18 protein-coding genes are annotated in these 19,550 nt (G+C 75.2%); 11 read left to right on the top strand and 7 right to left on the bottom strand.

The window, feature by feature from the left end:
* Nucleotides 1-248 precede the first annotated feature (248 nt).
* Together ACFWOG_RS04150 and ACFWOG_RS04145 are read right to left on the bottom strand one after the other, a co-directional pair.
* Nucleotides 249-878: a TIGR03086 family metal-binding protein gene (locus tag ACFWOG_RS04150; RefSeq protein WP_380354548.1), complete on the bottom strand. Its 630-nt coding sequence runs from the start codon at nt 876-878 to the stop codon at nt 249-251.
* Entirely contained in the window at nt 875-1,816 is a 942-nt protein-coding gene (locus ACFWOG_RS04145; protein ID WP_380354545.1) for an alpha/beta hydrolase, read from the bottom strand. Before ACFWOG_RS04145 ends, ACFWOG_RS04150 begins: the two co-directional genes overlap by 4 nt.
* Nucleotides 1,817-1,959: 143 nt before the next feature.
* Here ACFWOG_RS04145 and ACFWOG_RS04140 point away from each other — a divergent pair, with 143 nt between their 5' ends.
* On the top strand, nt 1,960-2,601 hold the full coding sequence (locus tag ACFWOG_RS04140; RefSeq protein WP_329949698.1) for a TetR/AcrR family transcriptional regulator: 642 nt from the start codon (nt 1,960-1,962) through the stop codon (nt 2,599-2,601).
* A gap of 110 nt (nt 2,602-2,711) precedes the next feature.
* Here ACFWOG_RS04140 and ACFWOG_RS04135 read toward each other — a convergent pair whose 3' ends face one another.
* From ACFWOG_RS04135 to ACFWOG_RS04120, 4 genes are all read right to left on the bottom strand, one after another.
* Nucleotides 2,712-4,079: an amidase gene (locus ACFWOG_RS04135; protein ID WP_329949697.1), complete on the bottom strand. Its 1,368-nt coding sequence runs from the start codon at nt 4,077-4,079 to the stop codon at nt 2,712-2,714.
* A gap of 106 nt (nt 4,080-4,185) precedes the next feature.
* The gene (locus ACFWOG_RS04130; RefSeq protein WP_329884678.1) at nt 4,186-4,416 is read right to left on the bottom strand and encodes a hypothetical protein; all 231 of its coding nucleotides are present in this window, start codon (nt 4,414-4,416) and stop codon (nt 4,186-4,188) included.
* A 51-nt stretch (nt 4,417-4,467) separates the two neighbouring features.
* Entirely contained in the window at nt 4,468-5,655 is a 1,188-nt protein-coding gene (gene alc / locus ACFWOG_RS04125) for an allantoicase (RefSeq protein WP_380354541.1), read from the bottom strand.
* Nucleotides 5,656-5,714: 59 nt separating this feature from the next.
* Nucleotides 5,715-6,629: a LysR family transcriptional regulator gene (locus ACFWOG_RS04120; RefSeq protein ID WP_380354538.1), complete on the bottom strand. Its 915-nt coding sequence runs from the start codon at nt 6,627-6,629 to the stop codon at nt 5,715-5,717.
* A 162-nt stretch (nt 6,630-6,791) separates the two neighbouring features.
* Here ACFWOG_RS04120 and ACFWOG_RS04115 point away from each other — a divergent pair, with 162 nt between their 5' ends.
* On the top strand, nt 6,792-7,799 hold the full coding sequence (locus ACFWOG_RS04115; RefSeq protein WP_380354535.1) for an LAETG motif-containing sortase-dependent surface protein: 1,008 nt from the start codon (nt 6,792-6,794) through the stop codon (nt 7,797-7,799).
* Between the two features lie 193 nt (nt 7,800-7,992).
* Here the strand turns inward: ACFWOG_RS04115 and ACFWOG_RS04110 are convergent, their stop codons facing one another.
* A complete protein-coding gene (locus tag ACFWOG_RS04110) occupies nt 7,993-8,643 on the bottom strand; it encodes an ATP-binding protein (RefSeq protein ID WP_329884681.1) in 651 nt (216 codons plus the stop codon).
* A 230-nt stretch (nt 8,644-8,873) separates the two neighbouring features.
* Between ACFWOG_RS04110 and ACFWOG_RS04105 the strand changes: the two genes are divergently transcribed.
* From ACFWOG_RS04105 to ACFWOG_RS04065, 9 genes are all read left to right on the top strand, one after another.
* Entirely contained in the window at nt 8,874-9,716 is an 843-nt protein-coding gene (locus tag ACFWOG_RS04105) for a hypothetical protein (RefSeq protein ID WP_329884682.1), read from the top strand.
* 197 nt (nt 9,717-9,913) lie between these two features.
* Nucleotides 9,914-10,681 carry a YcnI family protein gene (locus tag ACFWOG_RS04100; RefSeq protein ID WP_329884683.1) on the top strand — a complete coding sequence of 256 codons (768 nt, stop codon included), beginning with the start codon at nt 9,914-9,916 and terminating at the stop codon, nt 10,679-10,681.
* Between the two features lie 101 nt (nt 10,682-10,782).
* Nucleotides 10,783-11,469 carry an SCO family protein gene (locus tag ACFWOG_RS04095; RefSeq protein ID WP_380354530.1) on the top strand — a complete coding sequence of 229 codons (687 nt, stop codon included), beginning with the start codon at nt 10,783-10,785 and terminating at the stop codon, nt 11,467-11,469.
* Nucleotides 11,466-12,014 carry a copper chaperone PCu(A)C gene (locus ACFWOG_RS04090; RefSeq protein WP_329949691.1) on the top strand — a complete coding sequence of 183 codons (549 nt, stop codon included), beginning with the start codon at nt 11,466-11,468 and terminating at the stop codon, nt 12,012-12,014. Before ACFWOG_RS04095 ends, ACFWOG_RS04090 begins: the two co-directional genes overlap by 4 nt.
* A 12-nt stretch (nt 12,015-12,026) precedes the next feature.
* Nucleotides 12,027-14,135 carry a FixH family protein gene (locus tag ACFWOG_RS04085; RefSeq protein WP_380354527.1) on the top strand — a complete coding sequence of 703 codons (2,109 nt, stop codon included), beginning with the start codon at nt 12,027-12,029 and terminating at the stop codon, nt 14,133-14,135.
* A 14-nt stretch (nt 14,136-14,149) separates the two neighbouring features.
* Nucleotides 14,150-15,526, top strand: coding sequence for an iron uptake transporter deferrochelatase/peroxidase subunit (gene efeB / locus ACFWOG_RS04080; RefSeq protein WP_380354524.1), 1,377 nt, complete (start codon nt 14,150-14,152; stop codon nt 15,524-15,526).
* Nucleotides 15,527-15,758: 232 nt separating this feature from the next.
* The gene (gene pheA / locus ACFWOG_RS04075; protein ID WP_329884688.1) at nt 15,759-16,694 is read left to right on the top strand and encodes a prephenate dehydratase; all 936 of its coding nucleotides are present in this window, start codon (nt 15,759-15,761) and stop codon (nt 16,692-16,694) included.
* 529 nt (nt 16,695-17,223) lie between these two features.
* Complete coding sequence (gene serS / locus ACFWOG_RS04070) at nt 17,224-18,498, top strand: serine--tRNA ligase (RefSeq protein WP_380354520.1); 1,275 nt, start codon at nt 17,224-17,226, stop codon at nt 18,496-18,498.
* A gap of 189 nt (nt 18,499-18,687) precedes the next feature.
* Nucleotides 18,688-19,536: an HAD family hydrolase gene (locus ACFWOG_RS04065; protein ID WP_380354518.1), complete on the top strand. Its 849-nt coding sequence runs from the start codon at nt 18,688-18,690 to the stop codon at nt 19,534-19,536.
* The last annotated feature ends 14 nt before the right edge of the window (nt 19,537-19,550 follow it).

The raw sequence follows: 19,550 nt of genomic DNA, 5'->3' as shown, positions 1-19,550 counted from the left end.
AGGGATGCCGTCTCCGGCGCCGACGACGGCACGGCCGAGGGCGCGGGGCGAAGGTTGGGAGCGACGGATGTTCTGGGAGTTCATCGTGCTGGTGGCCGCCTCGATCGGCTTTCCGACCGCCGCACTGCTGTTTCTGATCGGCGGGCCGCGGTTCCCGGACGAGAAGCGCGACGCCCGGTAGGCCGCACGGGGCGGCCGGCAGGCCCCGCCACCGGACGCCGGAGCCCCTGGCCCCGGCGTCCGTGGCGTCACCGCTCGGGCGTCGACCAGGCCGGGTCGCGGCCGAGCAGGACGAGCGCCCGGGCGAACGGCCCGGCGGCGGTGTCCGGCGACCCGACCACGTCGAAGGCCCGGCCGGGCCCCCGGTTCGCCGGAGCCGCCGGGACGGCCTCGGCCACCGCCAGCAGCGCCCCCACGAGTGGCGGTTCGGCCTCCACCGCGGTCACGATCCCGGACGCGGTGGAGGGCCCCAGGGCCGCCGCCACGTCCCAGGCGTGCACCAGCGTGTCCAGCAGGTGGAAGCCGACGGCCAGGTCCAGCGGGAGCGGGCCGCCGTCGCGGATCTCCGGCAGCCAGAGCACGGACCCGCCCGGAGCGGCGGACGCCCCGGTGAACGCCGCCGTCAGCTGCGCCGCCGACCGCCGGAAGGCACCTGCCGGGTCGCCCTCGACCGGGACGTCCCGCCAGAGCGCCAGGTCGGGCCCGGCGCCGCGGGCGGCGGCGGCGAAGCCCCGGTGCTGGCCGACCACGTGCTCCAGCAGCCGGCGGAGCGACCAGCCGGTGCAGGGCGTCGGGAGCACCAGTTGCTCCGGCTGGACGGTGTCGACCAGTCCGGCCGCCAACTCCAGTGAGCGGGTGTGCAGTTCGAGCAGACTCATGCCGCTCCCCGCTGGTGTCCGGCCCCGGAGGCACGGCCTGCGTCGGAGGCGCTGGCGACGTCGGGGGCGCCGCCGGTCTGCGACCCGTGCCCGGCCGCCAGGAAGCCCACCACGTTGTCGATCACGGCGGGCTCGGTGAGGATCCGGCGGTGGCCGAGCCCCCGGGTGACCAGCAGTTCCAGCCGGTCCCCGTAGGCGGCCGCCAACCGGCGGGCGTGCCCGAACGGCACCACGTCGTCGTCCTCGTCGTGCGCCACCAGGATCGGCAGGCCGATCTCCTCGGGGTTCCGGGCGGCGTCGAAGTGGGCCGCGACGTCCGTCACCCCGGGGAACATCGCACCGCTCTCCACCCGGCGCCCCACCTCCGCTTCCACGGTGGCGTTCAGGCCGAGCCGGGCGCAGAACGCGGCAGGCAGGTAGGAGACCTCGGCGACCCCCGCGACGGCGACAAGCCGGCCGGCCCGCAGGCCGCTGCGCAGCGCCAGGAAGGCCGCGTTGACGCCCAGCGAGTGCGCGACCACCGCCTCGAAGTCGCCGTACCGCTCCTGGAGCCGGAGCGCGATGTCGCGGTAGCCCGGCACGGTGGTCGTGCGACCGCCGGAGTCGCCGTGCCCGGGGGCGTCGAAGGCGATCGGGGTGAGGCCGAGCGCGTTCAGCCGGGGGACGAAGTCGGCGAACCGGGAGGAACGGGACTGCCAGCCGTGCAGCAGCAGGACCGGCCGGGCACCGTCGCCCCAGCGGTGGACGACGACGCGCTCGCCGCCGACGGTGAGCGTCTCGGTGACGGCCCGGTCGTGCACCTCGCGTTCGCGGGTGCGGACCCGGCCGCGCCGGACGGGGTGGCGGTACAGCTCGAACGCGGCCCGGCCGGCGAGCCGCGGCGCGGCCTTCGAGGCGGCGTTCAGGGTGGTACGGATCAGTGCGACGGCCGGGTCCACGAGGGTCTCCCTGTCGATGCCGAGGGGCAGGAGCCGAACTTGCCAAGATATTAGCACGACCGTTCGTGCTTTTTCTTGGGATCCCGGCGGCTCGACCCCGATACCCTGGCGACACGGGAACCGGACGAGAACTGAGGTGAACGGTGGCCGGATCGACCACGGACGGACGGGTCCTGCGCGGGGAGGAGACCCGGCGGGCGGTGCTGCGGCGCGCCGTCGAGATCGCCTCCGTCGAAGGACTGGACTCGCTGTCGATCGGTCGGCTCGCCACCGATCTCGGCCTCAGCAAGAGCGGGGTGTTCGCCGGCTTCGGCTCCAAGGAGGAGCTCCAGCTGGCCACGATCCGCGCCGCCCGGCGGATCTTCGCGGACGCGGTGCTCGAACCGGTCGTCCGGGACGCCCCCGGCCTCGGCAAGGTCCGGCGGCTCTGCGACTCCTGGCTGGCCTACTCACGGACCCGGGTCTTCCCCGGCGGCTGCTTCTTCTACGAGGTCACCGCCGAGTTCGACGCCCGCCCCGGACCGCTGCGCGACGCCATCGCCGCCAGCTGGCACGAGTGGCGCGCGACCGTCCTCGGCCTGGTGGCGGAGGCCCGGACCACCGGCGAACTCCGCGCCGGGGCCGACCCGGAGGACATCACCTTCACCCTGATCGCCCTGATGGAGAGCGCCAACTCGCAGGCGCTGCTCTTCGACGACGGCACCCCGTACGACCGGGCCGGACGCGCCGTCCTGCACCGGCTGCGGGCCGACGCCACCGACCCGGACGCACCCGCCCTGGCCTGACGCCTCCGGCCCGGCCCGGCCCGGCGCCGGCGCCCCGTACCCGCCGGGCCGCGACCCGCCCGACCGAACGAACGACCGGCAGCCCGGCAGCCCGGCAGCCCGACGATCCGTCAGGCGCCGTCCAACACCCGCTCCAGCACGGCCGCCTGGGCGAGCAGTCGCTCGTCCGCCCACGCCTCGCCGATCACCTGGAGCCCCAGCGGCAGGCCCTCCGCCGTCACCCCGGCGGGCAGGCTGAGCGCGGGCAGGCCGGCGTAGCTCCACGGCAGCGACATCACCGCGTCGCCCGTGCTGTCCAGGCCCGACGGGGCCGGACCGGTCGCCGAGGGAGCGATCAGCAGGTCCACCCCGGCCCGGCGCCGCTGCTCGGTGAGCCGGTCGCGGAAGCGCTCCCGGGCCTGCAGCGCCGCCTCCCGGTCGCCGGGATCGACCGTCCGGCCGTGCCGGATGCCCGCCGCAGTCTCGGGGCGGTAGAGGCCCCCGAACCGGGTGAACCAGTCGGCGTGGCTCGCGGCCAGTTCGAACCGGTTGATGACCTGCAACTGCCGGACGAGCTCGTCGAAGTCGGGCAGCAGGTCGAGCCGGCGGACCGTCAGTCCCCGGGCGCTCAAACGGTCCAGTTGCTCCCGGAACGCCTTCAGCGCCTCCGGGCGGGCCCGTTCCAGGTAGCGCCCGACCGGGACGCCGAGGACGGGCCCGTCGTCGGCCGTCCGGCCCGGGCCGTCCCGGCCCTCGAAGCCTCCCGGTCCGGCCGGGTCGCCCGGGTCGCGCCGGCCGGCCCAGTCGTCGCAGAGCAGTGGCGCGGCCAGCGCGACACCCGCCAGATCGGCGGTGAACAGGCCCAGGGTGTCGAAGCTCGGCGCGTTCGGGATCACCCCGTCGATCGGGATCCGCCCGTACGTCGGCCGGAAGCCCACCACCCCGCAGTAGGCGGCCGGCCTGATCACCGAACCGACCGTCTGGGTGCCGATCGCCAGCGGCACCAGCCCCGCCGCGACCGCCGCCGCCGACCCGCTGCTGGACCCTCCCGGGGTGTGCCCGGGGTGGTGCGGATTGCGGGTCGGTCCGGGCGCACTGGCCGCGAACTCGGCGGTGACCGTCTTGCCCGCCACCAGCGCGCCCGCCGCCCGCAGCCGGTCCACCACGGTGGCCTGCGGACCGGCCAGCACGCCCGGCGGCAGCGCGGACCCCGCGTGGGTGGGCAGGCCGTCCACGTGCACGATGTCCTTGACCCCGACGGCCACCCCGTACAGCGGCGGCGCGGCCGCCCGGTCCGGGTACCGGGCGGCGAGCGCGCGGGCCTCGGCGTGCAGCCGGTCCGGGCGGCCGGGTTCGGACACGAAGGCGTGGATCAGCGGGTCGACCTGCTCGATCCGGGCGACCAGCCGGTCGACGTGGACGGCCAGGGTGGGCACTCCGGCCCGCAGTGCGGCGGCCTCGCGGGTCAGCGACCGCGGCCGGACCAGGGACTCCTCCATGCCGACCACGGTAGCCCCGGCCCGCGCCGGCCGGACCGCCCGTGCCGGGGCAGGACCGTCACCCGCCCGCCGACCAGGGCGTTCGCCGCCGTTCACGGCGCGGTCGCTACGGGTGTTCGGACCCCAGGTAGGGCGCCTCGCGCAGGAAGTAGGCGCCACAGGTGTGGCAGCAGAGCTCGGGGGTGTGCCCCCAGTCCACCGCCTCCCGGGCGGCTGCTCCCGCGTCCAGCTCGCGGCCGCACATCGCCACGCTGTCGGTCCCGCGGACCATGTGCCAGAGCCGCACCCCGCCGGACTCGCCGCCGTCGCCGTACTCGGCACGCATCTGGTGCATCATGCCCCCATCGTCCGGCGGCTCCGCGGCCCCGGCAACCGGGGGGCGAGGGGGTCAGACCAGGCCGCCGTACAGCCGCAACCGGGCGATCCCGCCGTCCGGGAAGACGTCCAGCCGGACATGGGTGGCCGGGCGCGGCGCGTCGAGCACCAGCCGGTGGACGGCGTCGGGCTGCAGCCGGGTGCGCGGCACCAGTTCGAACCACTCCTCCGGGTCGGCCGCGCGGTCGTCCCGCCCGTACAGCGCGGCCCAGCCGGCCGCGTTGCCGACGTAGTAGCCGGTGTCGATCTCCACCGCCCGGACGGCCCCCCGGCCCGCGAGCCGCAGCCGCACCCAGTCGTGGCCGTCGTCGCGGCGTCGCCGGTTCTCCCAACCGTCGCCCATCGCGCGGGACTTGCCGGGCAGGGCCAGGCTCACCGGGGCGGAGAAGAAGCGGTCCGAGGCGTCCTCGACGGCGCCGCCGTTCTCGATCGCGGCCAGGTCGAAGGTGCCGAGCGCGGACAGCCAGGTCCGGTCGGGGCGGGCCTCGCCGTGCACCCGGAACCGGGCGATGCCGCCGTCCGGGTACTGGCTCAGCCGCAGGTGGGTGAAGCGGCGGCGGTCCGCGACCGCGAAGCCGTTGGCGGCGTGGCCGCGCACCGGCGAGCGGGGGACCAGCGGGTGCCAGGCGGTGGCCGGGTCCAGCAGCTCCTCCGGGCCCGGGGTGCCGGGGAGTTCGGCGCCCTCGACGCCGATCTGCCGCGGGTGGTTGCCGCGGAAGTGCGCGGTGTCCACGACAACGCCGTGCACGACGCCCGGGACGCCCAGCCGGATCAGCGCCCAGTCGCGGTCCTCGTCGGTCGGGTGCGGACGGGCGGCGCCGGTGCCGCGCCGCCGGCGGGTCTCCCAACCGTCCATGATCTGGCCCTTGTTGCCGAAGGTGTGCGGGCGGAACTCGGCCGGCCCGGGCAGCAGCAGGTTCTCCCGTTCGGCGAACAGCTCGTCGTTGGCGGCGATCACCGCGCCGCCGAGCCGGCGGTCGGCGAGGTCGGTCAGCCCGGTGAACCCGAACTCGGCGGAGCGGTAGTCGGCGTAGGGATTGCCGCCCGCGTACGGCGGGGCGGCCGCGTCGGAGAGGACATCGGAGGAGGCACCGGCTCCGGCGTCGGAGAGGGCATCGGAGGAGGCACCGGCTCCGGCGTCGGAGAAGGCCGGGGCGGAGGCGCCAGGGGCAGCGGCGGGATCGTGCGCGTCGGCGGTCATGGACCCACCTTCGCCCCGCCCGACCGGTCAGGTCCATCACAAAGAACTGAGCAAACCGTTCACTCCACCTGAACGGTCGCCGCCACCGCCGCCAGCTCCGCCAGCACCCGCCGGAGCGGTGGCGTCCGCTCCGTCCCGGCCCGGACGACGGCGACCACCCGGCGGGCCGGCAGGTCCGCCGGAAGCGCCCGGACCGCCGCCCCGCCACCGCGCCCCGCCGACGCCAGCCGGGGTACCAGCGCCACCCCGAGCCCGGCCGCCACCATGGCCAGGATCGCCGTCCAGTCCGCGGCGGTGTGCGCCCGCTCCGGCGCGAACCCCGCCTCCGCGCAGGCCGCACGGGTGATCTCCCGCCACGGCCCGGCGGCGCCGTAGATCCACGGCTCCTCCGCCAGGTCGGCCAGCCTCAGTCCGGGGACCCCGGCCAGCGGGTGCCCGGGCGGCAGCGCCACGTCCAGCGGATCCTCCAGCAGCACCGTCCCGACGAACCGCGGGTCGACGCCGCCCGGCCCGACGGCCAGCGAGAGCGCCAGGTCGACGTCCCCCGCCGCCAGCAACCGGACCGCCTCGGCGGCCTCCGCCTCCACCACCCGCACCGTCAGCCCCGGTGCGGCGTCCCGCAGTCGGACGACCGCCGGGACGAGCAGCCCGCCGATCGCGGTCGCGAACGCGCCCACCCGCACCTCGCCCGCCTCGCCGTGCAGATAGCCCGCCAGTTCGGCCTCGGCCCGCTCCAACTGGCCGAAGACCAGGTCGGCGTGGCGCAGCACCAGCCGCGCCGCCGGGGTGAGCCGGACCCGCCGGCCGTACGGCTCCAGCATCGGGGCGCCCACCTGCCGGGCCAGCGCCGACACCTGCTGCGACGCCGCCGACGGCGACAGGCGCAGGCGCTCGGCCGCCGCCGTCACCGTCCCGCACTCGTCGACCGCCCGCAGCACCCTCAGCCGCCGGAGATCCCACTCGCCCACACCCATCGCGCCAGGGTAGGGCGCATGACGACCGCATTCGGTCACCCCGACCGAAACCCTTCGCCCACCCGTCGATAGGGTGCCGCTCCTGCGACGTTCCGATCATCGGAATCAGGCGTCAAATCGCCCGCACTCGTACAGAATTCGCCCGAACCTGGAGCAAAGACCGTGCGCTCATCCCGCCTTCTGGCTGCGTCCACGCTGCTCGCACTGTCCCTCGGCACGACGGTCGGCGCGGCCACCGCCGGTGCCGCCGCCGTCTCGCCGTCCCCGACGACCGGCACGAGCGCCTCGCCGACGGCCTCCCCAACGGCCTCCCCGACCGGGTCCGGCACGCCGAGCACCTCCGCGTCGCCGACCGGCACCGGCACTCCGTCGGCCACCACGTCCCCGAGCACCACCCGGAGCCCCGGCTCCTCCGCCACCCCGTCGGCGACGCCCACCGGCCGCCCGACCGCGCCGCTCCCGACGCCGAGCATCCCGTGCCCCGGCGGCTACCAGCTGGTCGACCTCAAGGTCACCGGCACCGGCCTGGCCGGCACCACGCTCACCAAGGGGGGCGCGGCCCAGGAGATGACGGCGACCGTCGAGAACACCGGGTCGGTCGACCTGCAGAAGTTCTCCACCTACCTGTTCGTCACCGACATCGGGCAGGAGCCGGTGCTCAACCCCCTGACCTGGGGCAAGGAGGCGTTCACCGGCCAGGTGAAGCTCCCCGGCGGTGACTGGAAGCCGCTGGAGCTGGCCGGGTCCACCCCGCTCGACCTCGGCACCCACAAGCTCGCCAAGGGCCAGAAGCTGACCCTCCAGGTCCGCATCGCCGCCACCGCCCAGGCCCCCGTCGCCAAGTACCACGCCGAACTCGGCGGCTGGTCCGAGTACCTCCCCGCCAAGGACGTGCCCGGCAGCCCGGTCGGCAACGGGTGCGTCACCTTCTCCGGCGTCCACAAGCCCGCCGACCACTTCACGGTGGCCGACGCCCCGGGCGCCCCGTCGGCCACCGCGACCGGGGCCGCCGCCTCCCCCAAGACCTCCACCCCGGCCGGTCCGCACCTGGCCGAGACCGGCTCCAGCTCCAACACGCTACCGATCGCCGCCGGTGGCGCCGCGGTGCTCGCCGCGGGGGCCGGGACGCTGTTCGTGCTGCGCCGCCGCAAGGCCGGCGCGCACGCCTGACGACCGGGACGACCGGAGCGACCGGGACGGGTACTCCGGGGAACTCGGTGAAGGGTGCGCACGGGCCGTGCGCACCCTTCCCGCGTCCCACCGTCGGCCCCTCACGGCGGCACCGTCCCGAGCGGCACCGTCCCGAGCGGCGCCGTTCTGGGCGGCACGTCCCGAGCGCACCCGCAGGGTCGGCCGAGCCTGCTCAGGACGCGGCGCGCAGCAGGGCGTCGTCCTGCCACTTGAGGATCTTGTCGAAGCTCACGATGGCCCCCCGGAGCGGATGGTTGCGGAGCCGGACGTGATCGGTGAGCGCGTGGATCAGGAAGAGGCCGCGGCCCGACTCCGCGGTGAGCTCGGGCAGCATGTCGAGGTCGACCGGCCGGAGCGTCGGCATCGGGTCGGCGTCCGGGCACCCGCCCGGCAGGACGTGGGTGTCGTACGGGCGGCCGTCGCGGCGCGGGCGGTGCGCCGTGAGCAGCGGACCGGGGACGGTGGCGCGTCCGCGCCGGCTGCGGCGGCGCGGTGCCGGCCGGGCCGGCGGGGCCTGGACCGGGGACGGGCGGCGCGACGCGTGGCCGCCGGGGGCGGGGGCGGGCAGGCCGGGCCCCGAGTCCGTCACCTCGATCCGCAGCAGGTCGCCGCTGATCGAGGCGGTGACCTGGTAGCCCTCGTCGGGCCCGTCGCCGGTCCCGTGCTCGACGGCGTTGGCGCAGGCCTCGCTGAGGGCGACACCGAGGTCGTGGGCGATCTGCGGGTCGACGCCCGCGGTCGCCATCGCACCGAGCAGTATGCGGCGGGCCAGCGGCACGCTGGCCGGGTCGCGCTTGAGGTGCAGAGTCCACCAGATGTCCACGGGAGGTCCCTCCTGGCTGCGGCTCCACATATAACCGAGGTATCTCCGGGGGATGCCGGGGTGAACCGTGCCGGAGGTCCGCTACCGCCCGTTCGGCGGATGGACTGGGGCCCGGCTCTGTGCCGAGCGGCGCACGTCCGGGCCCGTGCGCCGGGGCCGAACGGGGCATTCGTAGGGATTTCCCACCCTGCCGATCCGGCAGCGGTAGGCGATGAGATGATGGCCCGGCCATGACTGCCCCAGCCGCCGCCCCCCACCCGGGCGCCCCCGTACCGGACGCTCCGGTGGGGGTCGCCGCCTGGGACCTGCGGCTTGCCCGGGCGGTCCCGTTCGCCCTGGTGTGCACGCTGATCGCGGCCGCCGGGCACGCCCTGGCGGGCGGCGGGAACGTGGCTCCGGCCGCCCTCGCGACCGGCTTCACGGCCGTCCTGGTGGCGGCCGTCGCGTTCGGCGGGCGGGAGCGCTCGCTCACCGCGATCGCCGGTGCGCTCGGCGCGGCGCAGTTCGGACTGCACGTCCTCTTCCACACCCTCGGCGGCCACGCGGGCGCCGGTGCCGGGTCCGGCTCGCACCACGGTGGCGCGGTGGGCTCCGGCCCGCTGACCCTGCCGCAGGTGGCCGGCCGGTTGATCTGCAACGAGGCCCGGCCCGGCACGCTGATCGGGCTGCCCGGCAGTCCGACCGCCGAGCAGCTGGTCGCCGGTGCCGGTCTGGACCCGCAGGAGTACGCGACCGCACCGTGGTGGCAGAGCGGCGTGCTCGGGATGACGCCGTCGATGTTCGCGGGCCACCTGGCCGCCGCCCTGGTGGCCGGCTGGTGGCTCCGGCGCGGCGAGGCGGCCCTCTGGCGGCTGGTGCGGATCACGGCCGCCGCGGCCCGGGAGCACTGGGCGACACCGCTGCGGACGGCCTTCGTCCTGGCCTCGGTCCTGCTGCGCGGCCTGCTCGGCACGCCCGGCGGCCCGGTCCGCCGGTCCGGCGGCCGTGACGGGGACGACCGCGTGCCGGCCGGTGCCGCGCTGCGGCACAGCGTGGTGCGGCGCGGTCCGCCGCTCGGGGCGCTCGCGTACTGACCCGCCGTCCCCGGTGCCTCCCCCAGCGGTACCGGATCCGGGTGTACGCGGCAGTCGAGCCGTACCCGCCCGCTCGTGCGGTCCTGCGGCCCCTCCCCCCACTCCTCCCCACGCCGCGCGGCCCCGCCGTGGCACGGAAGCCCCGTGCCCGGGAGCGGGCCTGCCCGCCGAGCCTCCGATCGGAGACCACGAACACCATGCGTTCCCTTCCCTCCCGCCGTATCGCCGCCGTCGCCCTCACCGCCGCCACCTCCGTGGTGGTCCTGGCCGGCCCCGCCTTCGCCCACGTGACCGTGAACCCCGGCAGCGCCGAGCAGGGCGGTTACACCGCCGTCGACTTCCGGGTGCCGAACGAGAACGACGCGGCCGGCACGGTGAAGCTGGAGATCAACCTCCCGCTGGACCACCCGCTGGCCTCCGTCCGGACCCAGCCGCTGCCCGGCTGGACCACCGCCGTCGAGAAGGCCAAGCTCGACAAGCCGATCAAGGTGCACGGCAACGACGTCAACGAGGCCGTCTCCAAGATCACCTGGACCGCCGACGCCGGCGTGAAGATCGCCCCCGGCCAGTTCCAGGAGTTCCGCGTCTCGCTCGGCCCGCTGCCGACCGACGCCGACAAGCTGGTCTTCAAGGCGCTGCAGAGCTACGAGAACGGCGACATCGTCCGCTGGATCGACGAGGCCAAGGACGGCCAGCCGGAGCCGGCCAAGCCCGCGCCGGTGCTGAAGCTCACCAAGGCCGCCTCCGCCGACAGCCACGGCGTGACCGCCACCGCCTCCCCGACGGCCGCCGCCGACGGCCACGGGCACGGCGAGTCCGGCGCCAAGGACGAGGCCGCCGCCGACTCCGGGTCGAGCGACTCCACCGCCCGGGTGCTGGGCGTCGTCGGCATCGTGGTCGGCGTGATCGGCACCGCGTTCGGCATCCTCGGCCTGCGCCGCAAGAGCAGCGGCCCGGCCTCCTGACCCCAGCACCGGCGGGGCCGTGCCCGCCGCAGGCCGTACCCGTGACCCGCGTCCCGGGTACGGCCCCGCCGGTGATCCACCGCGCACGATCGGACCCTCCCATGCCTCGTACCCACCGCACCGCCCGTCCCGCCCGCACCGCCCGGATGGCCGGCGCCGTCGCCGTCGCGCTGGCCGCCGCACTCACGCTGACCGCCTGCGGATCCGACGGCGCTTCCCCCGGCCCCGCCAAGGTCAACAAGCTGAAGGCCGACTCGCCCTACCAGGGCACCGTGCTCGGCAAGAACTTCGAGAAGCCGGACCTCCAGCTGACCGACACCGCCGGCCAGCCGTACGACCTGCGCAAGCAGACCAGCGGCAAGGCCACCCTGCTGTTCTTCGGCTACACCAGCTGCCCGGACGTCTGCCCGACCACCATGGGCGACATCGGTGTGGCGATGAAGGCGCTCGGCGCCGAGGAGCGGCAGAAGGTCAACGTCGTCTTCGTCTCCACCGACCCGCAGCGCGACACCCCGCAGGTGCTGCGCACCTGGCTCGACTCGATGGGCAGCGACTTCATAGGCCTCACCGGCGACCTCGCCAAGGTGAAGACGGCCGCCAGGGCGCTCGGCATCATGATCGAGGACCCGGTGGTCAACGGCGACGGCACCGTCACCTCCACCCACGGCGCCCAGGTGCTGGCCTTCCTGCCCTCCGACGACAAGGCGCACGTCCTCTACCTCAGCGGCACGGAGGAGAAGGTCTTCGAGCACGACCTGCCGCTGCTCGCCAGGGGGGTCGCCGCATGAAGGGCTCCGACCGGCCCGCCGTCCGCCGCGCCACCGGGACCCGCACCGCCGTCGGCTTCCGCCGGACGGCGCTCGCCGGGGCGGTGCTGGCGACGGCACTGGGCGGCGGCGCCTTCCTGGTCGCCTGCGGGACGGGCGACCGGGGCGACGACGGCGGCGCGGTGTCCGGCGGACCGGCCCGGCTGAGCGTCGCCGACTCCTACATCCCGCTGCCGCCGGCCGGCGGGATGGCGGCGGGCTACCTGACGGTGCGCAACGACGGCGGCGAGCAGGACGAGCTGGTCAAGGTCTCCAGCCCCGGCGCCGGCTCGGTCACCATGCACCGCTCCACCGCCACCACCATGGAACAGGTCGAGAAGCTGCCCGTCCCGGCGCACGGCGCGCTGCAGCTCGCCCGGGGCGGCACCCACCTGATGATCACGGACTGGCAGAAGTCACCCGCCCTGGGCGACGAGCTCGAAATCGACCTGACCTTCTCCCGGACGGGCACCATCTCGGTCAAGGTGCCGGTCAAGGAACTCACCTACCGCCCCGGCCAGCAGTAAGGGATCCACGAGATGCTGAAGGCCGTGCTGCCACCGCTCCTCGGACGCCGGATCGCCGGACTGCTCGGCGTACTCGGCGCGGTGCTCGCGCTGATGCTCGCCGGCGCCGGACCGGCCGCCGCGCACGCCACCCTCCAGACCACCGACCCGGTGCAGAACGCGGTGCTCCCCACCGCGCCGCAAGCCGTCACGCTGACCTTCAGCGAAGCCGTCTCGCTCTCCGGGGACTCGGTGCGGGTGCTCGACCCCGCCGGCAGGACCGTCGACGCGGGCGGCCCCGTCCACGCGGACGGCAAGGACAACACCGCCCGGGTCGGGCTGAACGGCGGGCTGGCGAACGGCACCTACACGGTCGCCTGGCGGGCCGTCTCGGAGGACTCGCACCCGATCGGCGGGGCGTTCACCTTCTCCATCGGCGCCCCCTCCGCCACCACCGTCTCCACCGCCGCGCTGCAGAGCGCCGAGGCGGACGACGTGGTCGCCGCGCTCTACGGCACCGGCCGTACCGTCGCGTACGGGGCGTTCGCGCTGCTCGTCGGCGCCGCCGGGTTCGTGCTGGCCTGCTGGCCCGCCGGTGTGGCCCGGCGCCCGGTCCAGCGGCTGCTGATGACCGGCTGGGTGGCCCTGCTGGTCTCCACCGTCGCGGTGCTGATGCTGCGCGGCCCGTACGAGCGGGGCTCGGGGCTCGCGAAGGCCTTCGACCTGTCCCTGATCCGCGCCACGCTGGACGAGCGGATCGGCACCGCGCTGGCGGCCCGGTTGCTGCTGCTCGCGGCGAGCGGGGTCTTCCTGTCGCTGCTGGTCGGCCACCTCGGCCAGCCGGCCGCGCGCCCGGCGGGCGCCGGGACGGCGCAACCGGCGGAGCCGACGGACGGCGGGCCCGCCGGATCGGACGAGGACCTGGAGGAGGCCGAGCTGCGGGAGCTGGAGCAGCGGATCGCCGAACGACCGCAGCGCGAGGCCCGGTTGGGCCTCGGCGTGGCCGGACTGGTGCTCGCGGTCGCCCTCTCGGCGACCTGGGTCGGCGCCGACCACGCCTCGGTGGGCATCCAGGTCTGGCTGGCGCTGCCGCTCGGCATGCTGCACCTGATCGCCATGGCGCTGTGGCTCGGCGGCCTGGCCGCGATGCTGGTCGGCCTGCGCGAGGGAATCGGCGCGGACGTCGCCGACCGGTTCTCGAAGATCGCGCTCGGCTCGGTCGTCGTGCTCGCCGGCACCGGGGTCTACCAGTCCTGGCGGGGCCTCGGCACCTGGGGCGCGCTGACCGGTACCGAGTACGGGCGGCTGCTGCTGGTGAAGAGCGGCTTCGTGGTCGCCATGCTCGGCGTCGCCTGGTTCTCCCGCTCCTGGCTGGCCCGGCTGCGGGCCGCCCCCGCCGAGGCGTCGGCCGTCCTGCTCCCGGCCCCCGTCCCGGCCGCCGGACTGGCCGCCGGGCTGTCGGAGGGCGCTGCGGACGGCGCCGTGGAGGGCGCCGCCGGGGCGTCGGCCGCCGACGACCCGGTCCGGCAGGCCCAGCTGGCGCGGCAGCGGGCCGCCCGGGAGAACGCCGGCCGGGACCGCGGACTCACCCCGAACCGGGCCGGGCTGCGCCGGTCGGTGCTGGTCGAGGCCGGCGTCGCGGTGGCCGTGCTGGTGGTCACCACGATGCTCACCAACTCGCCGCCCGGGCGGGTGGCGGGCGAGATCGCGGCCGGGGCCGCGAGCGGCGGCACCGCACCGGTGCCCGGCGGCGCGGCACCCGCGACCGGCGCGCCGGCACCGCAGACGGTGCCCGGCCGGACCACGGAGCTCAAGCTCCCGTACGACACCAAGGGCCGGACGCCGAACGCCAGGGGCACCGCGACCGTCACCCTCAACCCGGCGCGGACCGGGTCCAACGAGGTGCACCTGAAGCTGGACGGCGCCGACGGGCAGCCGGTCGAGGTGCCGGAGGTGGAGCTCGCCTTCACCCTGCCGGACCGCGACCTCGGCCCGCTCACCGTCCCGCTGACCGCCGAGGGCACCGGGCGCTGGGCCGGCACCGCGCAGCTGCCGCTGACCGGGAACTGGGTGGTGTCGGTGCTGGTCAGATCCTCCGACATCGACCAGACCACCGAGATCAAGCAGCTGAAGATCGGTTAGATCGGACCATCGCCATGGAGAGCACCAACAGCACCAGGAGCGCCGAGAGCGCCAGGGACAACGGGGCCGCCGGGAACGGCGGGAACGGCGGGAACGCGGGTGCCGCCGGGAGCGACACCGTCGGGGCCGCGCCCGCGGCCGGCGCCGGCCTCACCCGGCGGACGCTGCTGGGGACGGCCGGGGCCGGCCTGGTGGTCGGGGTGGGCGCGGGCGCCGCCGGGGCGGTCGCCCTGGACCGCACCGGCCCGGGGGACGCCGCGCCGTCCGGACCGGAGGGCGCGGCCCCCGCCCTCGGCCCGGCCCGGGTGCCGTTCCACGGCGAGCGCCAGGCGGGCATCCTCGAACCGCAGCAGGCACGGGTCCAGCTGGCCGCCTTCGACCTGGCCGACGGCGCCGGCCGGGACGGGCTGCGCGCCCTGCTCCGGCGCTGGTCCCGGACGGCCGCCCGGCTCGCCGCCGGCGAACCGGCCGACGAGTTCGAGAACCAGGTCGCCCTCGACGCCGGGCCCTGCTCGCTCACCGTCACCTTCGGCTTCGGCGCCGGCCTGTTCGACAAGGCCGGGCTGGTCGACCGCCGCCCGGCCGGGCTGGAGCCGCTGCCCGCCTTCCCTGCCGACGCCCTCGACCCGGCCCGCGGCGACGGCGACCTGTTCGTCCAGATCGGCGCCGACGACGCGCTGGTCGCCGTCCACGCCCTGCGGGTGCTCCAGCGCCAGGCGGCCGGCACCGCGGCGCTGCGCTGGCAGGCGTCCGGCTTCGCCCGGACGCCCGGGGCCACCCCGCGCCCGATGACCGGCCGCAACCTGATGGGCCAGATCGACGGCACCAACAACCCCAAGCCCGGCGAGGAGGGCTTCGCCGCCAAGGTGTTCTGCGCCGCCGGCGGCGACCAGCCGGCCTGGCTCGCCGGCGGATCGTTCCTGGTCTTCCGGCGGATCCGGATGCTGCTGGACAACTGGGAGGCGCTACCGGTCGACCGGCAGGAGCGGGTGATCGGACGGCGCAAGACGGACGGCGCACCGCTCGGCGCACCCGCCGGCGCCGTGGAGTCCACCCCCGTGGACCTCGGCGCGCAGGGACCGGACGGTTCGCTGGCCGTCCCGGCCGACGCGCACATCCGGGTGGCGGCGCCGGCCGCCAACGGCGGGGCCGCCATGCTGCGGCGCGGCTTCTCGTACCACGACGGCCTGTCGTCCGACGGGGCGCCGGACGCGGGGCTGCTCTTCCTCGCCTTCCAGGCCGACCCCCGCAAGGGGTTCACCCCGGTCCAGCGCAAGCTGGCCCGGGGTGACGGTCTCTCCCGCTTCCTGCGGCACGAGGCGAGCGGGCTGTACGCCGTCCCGCCGGGGGCGCCGGAGGGCGGCTACGTCGGGCAGTCCCTGGTGGACTGACCGGCCCCGGCCTACCACTGCGCCGCCCACGGAGCGAAACGCGATCGTGGGCGGCGGGCGGAGTGACTAAGGTGACTCCTTTCGGCAGTCCGCCCCGCAGGGCGGGCCGCCGGCCCCCGGAGGCCCGCCGTTCGACGGCGGTCCGCCGGTTCACGGCAGTCCACCGCGCCGGTCGCCCGGCGCACGGCCGCCCCTTCTCCCCGCACGGTCCCCTTGTCCCCTTGGAGGCGTCATGTCGGCAACCCGCTACACGTACCTCGGGCCGGCGGGCACCTTTACCGAGGCGGCCCTGCGCACCCTGCCCGAGGCGGCGACCCGGGAACTGGTGCCGATGAACTCGGTGCAGCTGGTCCTGGACGCCGTTCGCGGCGGCGAGGCGTCGGGCGCGTTCGTGCCGATCGAGAACTCGGTCGAGGGTGCCGTGACGGCGACCAACGACGAGCTGGCCGCCGGCGCGCCGCTGATGATCTACCGCGAGGTGCTGCTGCCGATCACCTTCGCGCTGCTGGTCCGGCCCGGCACCGGGCTGTCCGACATCAAGACCGTCACCAGCCACCCGGTGGCCCAGGCCCAGGTCCGCCGCTGGCTGGCCGCCAACCTGCCGGACGCGCACTGGGAGGCGGCGGCCTCCAACGCCGACGGCGCCCGGCTGGTCGCCGAGGGCCGCTACGACGGCGCCTTCGCGGGCGAGTTCGCCGCGCCGATCTACAGCCTGGACCCGCTGGTCAAGGACATCGTGGACGCGCAGAGCGCGACCACCCGCTTCGTCCTGGTCGGCCGGCCCGGCCGGGTCTCCTCGCCGACCGGCGCGGACAAGACCTCGATGGTGGTCTGGCTGCCGGACGACCACCCGGGCGCGCTGCTGGAGCTTCTCCAGGAGTTCGCGGTGCGCGGGGTCAACCTGATGCGGATCGAGTCCCGGCCGACCGGTGAGGGGCTCGGCAACTACTGCTTCCTGATCGACTGCGAGGGACACCTCAGCGACCGCCGGGTGGCCGAGGCGATGATGGGCCTCAAGCGGATCTGCCCGCAGGTGCGCTTCCTCGGCTCCTATCCGCGCGCCGATCAGCAGGTCTCCCGGCACCAGCGGCCGGGCACCACGGACGCGGATTTCAGCGCGGCGTCCGACTGGCTCTCCCGCTGCCTCGACGGCCGCGGCGACATCTGAACGTCGGCTTTTATCTCCCTGTCCTTTTCCGACCGTTTTCGACAGGGTCCGGAGGCCGGTGCGGGTGACCGCACCGGCCGTCCGTCGACCGCCCGCCGCTTGTCCACAGGCCGGCCGTCGCGGTAACGCGCTTGTCCACAGGGGTGTGCGCTGTCCACAGCCGAAAGTTATCCACAGGTCTGGGGATGAGTCGACAAACCGGTATAGCCACTGCAGGTATCGGTCGGATCATCGGTTTGCGTCGCAGAGATGACTAATCCGACCAGAGTCACCCGGGTGCCAGCAAATCACCCGTCCGAGCGGTTCAATTCCCTCCCCCGGGAAGGTCAAATGAGGTTTGAAACCTCAATTCCCAGGTTCGACTCACCGCCCACCGAGGCCACTCCGCCATCCACAGGCAGGCCTGCGAGCCTGTGGATAACTTTCCGCCGAACGGTTCCCCACAGCAGTTATCCACAGGTCGGCGCGAGTTATCCCCAGGGGAAAACCGGTACCGGTGGACGGGCCCCCGCCCGGTAGGCTTGGGCCCGTGATTGACCTTCGCCTGCTCCGTGAGGACCCTGACCGAGTGCGCGCCTCGCAGCGCGTCCGAGGCGAGGACGTCGACCTGGTCGACGCCCTCCTCTCCGCCGACGAGCGCCGCCGGTCCTCGGGCACGCGCTTCGACGAACTGCGCAGTGAGCAGAAGTCGCTCGGCAAGCTGGTCGCCAAGGCCCAGGGCGACGAGAAGGCCGCCCTGCTCCGGCGCACCAAGGAGCTGGCCGCCGAGGTCAAGGCCGCCGACGCCGAACAGGCCGGGGCCAAGGACGAGGCCGAGCGCCTGCTCCGCTCGCTGGCGAACCTCATCGACCCGGCCGCCCCGGTCGGCGGCGAGGAGGACTTCGTCACCCTGGAGGAGATCGGCACCCCGCGCGACTTCGCCGCCGAGGGGTTCGAACCGCGCGACCACGTCGAGCTGGGGCAGATCCTCGGCGCGATCGACACCGAGCGCGGTGCCAAGGTCGCCGGCGCCCGGTCGTACTACCTGACCGGCCCCGGCGCGCTGCTGGAGCTCGCCCTGGTCAACATGGCGATCGCCCAGGCCACCGCGGCCGGCTTCACCCCGATGATCACCCCGGCCCTGGTCCGCCCGGCCGCCATGGACGGCACCGGCTTCCTCGGCCAGGCCGCCGAGAACGTGTACTTCCTGGAGGGCGACGACCGGTACCTCGTCGGCACCAGCGAGGTCCCGCTCGCCGCGTACCACATGGACGAGATCATCGACGCGGACAAGCTGCCGCTGCGCTACGCCGGGTACTCGTCCTGCTTCCGCCGCGAGGCCGGCACCTACGGCAAGGACACCCGCGGCATCATCCGCGTCCACCAGTTCGAGAAGGTGGAGATGTTCGTCTACACCACTCCCGAGGACGCGGAGAGCGAGCACCGCAGGCTCCTCCAGTGGGAGAAGGACTTCCTCAACGCCCTGGAGCTGCCGTACCGGGTCATCGACGTCGCCTCCGGCGACCTCGGCTCCTCGGCCGCGCGCAAGTTCGACATCGAGGCGTGGATCCCCACCCAGGGCAAGTACCGCGAGGTCACCTCGACCTCGAACACCACCGAGTACCAGTCCCGCCGCCTCAGCATCCGCATGCGCGAGGAGGGCAAGGTCCGCCCACTGGCCACGCTGAACGGCACCCTGGTCGCCGTCCCGCGCACCATCGTGGCGATCCTGGAGAACCACCAGCAGGCCGACGGCTCGGTCGTGGTCCCGGAGGCGCTCCGGCCGTACCTCGGCGGGCGCACCGTCCTGGAGCCCGTCAAGTAGCACCCCGCGGCGCGGTGCCGGGGCGCACATCGCCCCGGCACCGCGGACCGCAGGACGACCGTCGTCCCGCAGGAGCGCGGCACCCCAGGCGCAGCGGCCCCGCAGGACGGCAGGACCAGCAGCACAGCACCGCGGGTCGGCGGAACACCGCGGTGACACCCGAAGCAACTCCCGGGAGACGTACGGCCCATGAGCACCACCAGCCCCAGCCCCGTCTCCCCCGCCGACGGCGGCGGCCTGCCCTTCCGGCTGGTCGCGACCGACCTCGACGGCACCCTGCTGAGCAGTGCGGAGACGGTCTCCGCGCGCACCCGCGCCGCGCTGGCCACCGCCACCGGTGCCGGGGCGCTCCACATCATCGTCACCGGCCGCTCGGCCCCCTGGGCCCGCCCGGTCTTCGACGAGATCGGCTACCGGGGCATAGCGGTCTGCGGCCAGGGCGCCCAGGTCTACGACGCGGGCGCGCACAAGCTGCTCACCTCGCTCACCCTGGACCGGCAGTTGGCCGCGCTGGCCATCGCCAAGATCGAGGCGGAGACCGGCCCGCTGGCCGTCGCCGCCAACCAGGACGGTCTGGAGGGCGCCGTCCTGGCCGGCCCCGGGTACCAGCTGCAGATCGGCTCCGACCTGCCGGTCGTCCGGGCCGCCAAGGACGAGCTGTTCACCGCCCCGATCTCCAAGCTGTACATCCAGCACCGCAGCCTGACCGACGACGCCCTCGCCGAGGCCGCCCGCCGCGCCGCGGGCGATCTGGTCGGCGTGGTGATGGCCGGTGCGGGCATCGTCGAACTGCTGCCGGTCGGTCTCTCCAAGGCCACCGGGCTGGCCGTCGCCGCCCGGCGGCTCGGCGTGACCGCCGCCGACACCATCGCCTTCGGCGACATGCCCAACGACGTGCCGATGTTCGGCTGGGCCGCGCACGGCGTCGCCATGGCCAACGCGCACCAGGAGCTGCTGGCGGTCGCCGACGAGGTCACCGTGAGCAATGACGAGGACGGCGTCGCGGCCGTGCTGGAGCGTCTCTACCCGTTGGGGTGAACTCCGCTGCCGGG

This window comes from Kitasatospora sp. NPDC058406, assembly GCF_042722765.1.
In the GTDB taxonomy this organism is placed as follows: domain Bacteria; phylum Actinomycetota; class Actinomycetes; order Streptomycetales; family Streptomycetaceae; genus Kitasatospora.
This window is presented reverse-complemented; position numbering and strand designations above follow the sequence as displayed.